Genomic DNA, 4,988 nt, shown 5'->3' on the forward strand with positions numbered 1-4,988 from the left:
TCACCCTTTGGCGTTGCGTACCCCCGCACCGCCTACGGGACGTGCCGCTACCTGACCGCGGGGAGGGCCGTCAGGATCGCTTCTCGATGGTGATGAACGGGTCCCACTGGAAGTACCCGACCAGCTGCTGATCGCTGTCCAGGATCTGGAAGTAGAAGTGGTAGGTGACCTCGCCGATCTTCTTGACGTCCGCCTCCCAGAAGTGATCCTCGTAGTCCTGTGTGTCGAAGTCCGGCCGGTCGGTGGCCCCGTCCTTCGGGATCGGATAGGTGCCGTCGCCGATCACGACCTGCGGTGTGCTGATGAGCGGGTCGTCGCTCACGTACCTGTACAGCAAGGCGCAGTACTCGCTGTTGAGCGACAGCGTCGTCTCGCGCCACCTGATGATGTCCCTGGGGTTGGCGCGGAAGTTCAGCTCGGCCCCCGAGGTGCCGACGACGCGGTCCTGGCGCGTCGTCATATAGATCAGGCTCTGGTCGACATACGTCGGCTCGTTGTAGTCCTTTGACGCGTCGGGATACTGCTTGGCGATCGAGAACGCGTCGAACGCGATCAATACATTGATGATCTCCGACATTTTCCTACTCTCCTTTTACTTTGTAGGCCATCGCCCGCGGATAGTCGTGGCGGTGCAGGCGGACGCGGACCAGCAGTGGTCCGGAATTGACCGGGTCGGTCGGGTCGGTGAGGCGGGCCAGCAGCTCGTCCAGCTCGGAGGCGTGTGCCACGCTGACCCCGTGCGCCGGGGTCTTCTTGCCGGAGAAGACATCCGCCAGCCGCTCGTAGTGCCACGGGTGGAGGACGTTGTAGAAGTCCGCGCCATCGGTGTCATCGGCGCCGTGGGAGTCCCGGTCCGCGTAGTAGGACGGGTGCACCAGCATCTGCTCGATGCCGTAGAAGTGCCCGTTGTCCATCACGAACACCACCGACCGCAGACCGAGCCTGGTGTGGGTGGAGATCTCCTGGCAGGTCTCCTGGAAGGCGCCGTCGCCGACGAACACCATCGGGCGGGCGTGGCCGCGCTCGGGGGCGAGCGCCGCGCCGGTGGCCGCACCCACGGACCAGCCGATGGACAGCCAGCTGACCTGGGACAGGAAGCCGCCCGCGGGCAGGGTCAGGTTCATCGAGCCGATGAGGGAGAACGCGGCGTCGGAGACCACCGTCCAGCTCTCCCGGGTCTCCTTGGCCAGGAAGTGGTTGATCCGGTCGAACACCCCGTCGTACGTGAGCCGTTCGCCGGACCCGGACGACGAGCCGCCGGCGCGGAGCGTCGTGGCGCGGTGGTCCTCGAGGGAGGCGGGACGGTCCTCGGCCGCGCCGTGGTGGGCGTGGGCCTCGGCGTAGTAGTCGGCGGTCAGGCCACCGGAGCCGAAGCGCGCCACCAGCGCGTCCTGGAGGGCCGGTATCAGCCGGGCGAGCTGGACGTCGGGGAAGTACTGGGTGCCGACGCTGACACCGCCCCGGGCCGCCACCACCCAGTCCGTGCCGACAGACAGTTCACCGCCGAGGTTCTTCGAGGTGGACCAGGTGCCGAGGCCGATCCGGCAGGTGGCCCAGTCCTTGAAGATCGAGTGCACATCCGGGTGGCTGGCCTTGCCGTTGTAGACGCCGTGGAACTGCGGCAGCCGCTCGTCGAGGACGGCCTTGGCGCCGACGGTGGTGCAGAACGGCACCCCGGTGGCCTGCGTCAGATCGGAGAGCTGCCGGTCGAGGCGGAACCGCTCGACCTCCTCGCCCGCCCACACGATCGGCCGGGGCCTGCCGTCCGGGCCGGGGTGCTCCTCGACCAGCGTGAGGATCGCGGCGACGGCCCCCGCCAGCATGGCCTCGTTGCGCGCGCTGAACGGCCGCTCGCGGCGCAGCAGCGGCTGCTCGGCGACGGCACACGGCTCGTCCCACAGATCCTCCATCACCTCCAGATAGACGGGCCTGCGCTCGGACAGACAGGCGGTGAGCGCGGCGTCGATCTGGCCCGGCGCGAGGCCCGGGTTGGAGATGACCTGCGCGTCCACGGTGACCTGCCGGTAGGCGTCCAGGTTGCTCTCCCGGCGCGGGCTCATATGGGAGGTGAGCAGGCCGAGGGCGCGGTAGTTCTGCCACTGCTCGTACGGCGGGCAGGCGTTGATGGCGATGAGCGGGACGTGCTCCACATACGCCCCGCCACAGGCGTTGAGCAGGTTGAACGCGCCGACGCTGTAGGTGACCGCGGCCGCGCCGATGCCATGGAGCCGGGCGTAGGAATCGGCGGCCTGGCCCGCGCCGCCCTCGGTGGGGGTGCCGACCCACTCGACGTCGCCCTCGGCCCGAAGGGGGGTGAGGAACGGGCCGAGGTGGTTGCCGGGCACCCCGAACAGATGGGTGATGCCCAGCTCGGCCAGGCGGCGGGCCAGATAGCGGGCGACCGTGCACTCGGGGGTGATCGCGGTCATGAGCCGCCCTCCTGGTCCGGGCCCGGGGTGGTGAGGGGCGGTGCCTGGTGGACGGCGGTGGCGGCGCGGATGGCGCTCTCCAGGGCGCCCTCGATCCAGGCGTGTTTGAGGGAGGTGTGCTCCCCGGCGAAGTGCACCGGGCCCTCGGGGCGGGAGGCGTCCAGGTGGAAGCTGGTCATCTGGTGTGGGGTGTACGTGGCGGCCTCGCCGAAGGCATACGGGTCGCGGGCCCAGCTCTTGGTGGCGCCCAGGCCGGTGAAGAACACCTCGATGCGGCGGCCGTGCAGGGCCTGGAGGTTGCGCAGGGCGTAGACATAGCGCTCCGCCTCGCGCATGGAGTCCCAGCGCGCGGCGTCGTCGGACCAGGAGTACGAGGCGAGCACCACACCGCCGGTGCTGCCCTCGACCGGGTGCGAGGGGTAGTAGATGAAGCGGTTGGGGTTGTCGGTGGCGGAGCCGCCACCGAAGCAGTGGGTGGCGGGGCGCACGGCCGGGCCGCGCAGTGGCATGGTGCTGTTGACCTGACGTAACTCCTCGGTGACCCCGCTGTCCTTGACCGCGGCGCCGAGCAGGTCGCGGCCCGCCTCGGCGAGCGCGGGAACGGGATCGGTGCCGGTCTCGCCGCCGCGCTGGTAGTACTCGTAGAGGCCCGGTGTGATGCTCTCGAGCTCGCTGCGCCAGTCGTCCTCGGTGAACTCCCACCACCGGTGGCTGAACTCCAGCAGCACCTTGGTGGCCGAGTCGTAGTGGGTCTCGATGATGGCGCGGCGCTTCTTGTACGACATCGAGGGGACGATCTCCACGAACCGCAGGGTGGAGAACGGGATGGCGACGATGGCCAGATCCGCGGTCCACAGGCGCGTCGGACCCGCCGGATTGTCCTCGGCCACGGTCTGCACGGCCACGCCCCATCCGTCGGGTCCGACGGCGCCGGTCCCCTCGGGCGTGGTGTCGCGGCTGGGGTCGAAGTACTCCAGGCGGATCATGCGGTGACCGAACCGCACCTCGTCGCGCAGACCCCGGTGGAGCGCGTCCGGAAGCCGCCAGCTGCCACCGGGTATCTCCCAGTAGCGCACACCGGGGCTGATGTCGGTGTGGCTCAGGAAGCTGTGGAAGAAGGAGAGATGGAGCCGCGAGGACATGTTCTCCAGCGTTCCGACCGCCTCGATGGCCTCATCGCTGAGCCCGGCGTAGTCGCGCAGGAAGCCACCCATCGAATAGCCGTCGAAGTCACGGATCACCCGGGCCCAGCCCTCGATCCACTCCTCGAGCGGCTTGTTGACCCGCTTCCCGTCCACGACGTCGGAGTAGTAGTCCCGCACGCTCTCCAGCGCGTCGTCGACCATCTGCACGGCGGGGGCGCGGACCTCGTCGTCGGTGAGGTGGAAACCCTCGTTGATCTTCTCCGGGACGGCGCTGTAGTCGGAGCGCCGCACTTGGACGCGGTTGGTGCGGATCCAGGTGTTGCCGCGCTTGTCGGGGGCGCGGAAGTCGGGGCTGTCGTCGCCGTAGGTCCAGGTGCGGCCGGTGAAGGAGGTGTACGTCACCGGGGGGACGGGGACATCGGGACCACTGCCGGTGGCGGGGTCGACGTCCACGTTGTAGAACAGGCGGCGGCCGAGCCCGAGTTTGTCGACGAGGGCGAGGACGAGCGGGTGGAAGTCGGGCAGCCGCATGGCGCCGGCCTCGGCGTACTGGGCGGCGTCGTCGAACGGCTGGTGGTGTTTGGTGGTGCGGAAGGTCTTGATGCGCCCGCCGACACGGCCGGTGTTGGCCTCGAGGATGGTGACGTCGTGGCCCGCGTCCTTGAGCAGGCGGCCGGCCACCAGGCCGGTGATCCCGGCGCCGATGATGAGGATCTTCTTGCGGGGGTGGCGGGTGACGCCGAGGCTGCCCGTGTCGATGAGGGTGTGGAGATAGCCGAGTTTGAGGTCGGTGTTGTCCGGTCCGATGAGGAGGAGTTCGCGGGCCAGCTTGAGACAGGTCTGCCAGCGCGCACGGGTGGCGGAGTTATCGCGTGGGGCGTCGGTCATAGCTTGCGATCGTAGATTTGAAGAAACGATTTCCCGTTTCTTTCAAAAGGTAATGTATGGATAAAGTCCTAAAGAGGGGGGGACCTAGTGGCTGACGGAATTTCGACTTGCTGGATTTTCCCTGGGAGGAGCCCGAGATCCGGCTGGGGCGGGTGCTTCGCCAGGGGGCGAAGGGGAAGGGGGACGCGGTGGCGGCAGCGTCTCGGCGAACTCGGTGGCCCTCGCGACGACGGGCGCAACGGGGCCAGGTCGGCCATCCTCGCGATATGGACGGACGTCGAACTCCTGCCCGATAATGAAGAAAGGCGCGCCGCAGCGATACCTATGGCCGCTCGGGTGCCTTTCAGAAACCCATTCCGACGGGTCCGACCGCCCATCCGAATTGGTTTCAGGCCGTCAAGGACGTGGCGTACGGGAAATGAGTTGAGCGGGGTTTGGGGGGGCCCGGCAAACCCGCAAAAAAGGTTTTGGGGGTTTATACGGAGTAGCGGTATGGTTTAAAAAAAAAAAGAAGAGCGCGAGATTT

Annotated in this window: 3 protein-coding genes; all 3 read right to left on the reverse strand. The window is 68.0% G+C overall.

Annotated elements, in window-relative coordinates; genetic code table 11:
* Nucleotides 1–70: 70 nt before the first annotated feature.
* From ACFXB5_RS06860 to ACFXB5_RS06870, 3 genes are read right to left on the reverse strand one after another with little or no spacing between them, the layout of a single operon-like run.
* Nucleotides 71–577: an inclusion body family protein gene (locus ACFXB5_RS06860; RefSeq protein ID WP_385203348.1), complete on the reverse strand. Its 507-nt coding sequence runs from the start codon at nt 575–577 to the stop codon at nt 71–73.
* 4 nt (nt 578–581) lie between these two features.
* A complete protein-coding gene (locus tag ACFXB5_RS06865; protein ID WP_385203351.1) occupies nt 582–2,429 on the reverse strand; it encodes a thiamine pyrophosphate-binding protein in 1,848 nt (615 codons plus the stop codon).
* The gene (locus ACFXB5_RS06870) at nt 2,426–4,462 is read right to left on the reverse strand and encodes a flavin monoamine oxidase family protein (protein ID WP_385203353.1); all 2,037 of its coding nucleotides are present in this window, start codon (nt 4,460–4,462) and stop codon (nt 2,426–2,428) included. The genes ACFXB5_RS06865 and ACFXB5_RS06870 overlap by 4 nt, the downstream gene beginning before the upstream one ends.
* Between the last annotated feature and the right edge of the window lie 526 nt (nt 4,463–4,988).

It is taken from the genome of Streptomyces sp. NPDC059455 (genome assembly GCF_042750115.1).
Taxonomy (GTDB): domain Bacteria; phylum Actinomycetota; class Actinomycetes; order Streptomycetales; family Streptomycetaceae; genus Streptomyces; species Streptomyces endocoffeicus.

Excerpts from the sequence above, each read along its gene's own strand:
- ACFXB5_RS06860 (WP_385203348.1), bottom strand. The coding sequence starts at position 577 with ATGTCGGAGATCATCAATGTATTGATCGCGTTCGACGCGTTCTCGATC.
- ACFXB5_RS06865 (WP_385203351.1), bottom strand. The coding sequence starts at position 2,429 with ATGACCGCGATCACCCCCGAGTGCACGGTCGCCCGCTATCTGGCCCGC.
- ACFXB5_RS06870 (WP_385203353.1), bottom strand. The coding sequence starts at position 4,462 with ATGACCGACGCCCCACGCGATAACTCCGCCACCCGTGCGCGCTGGCAG.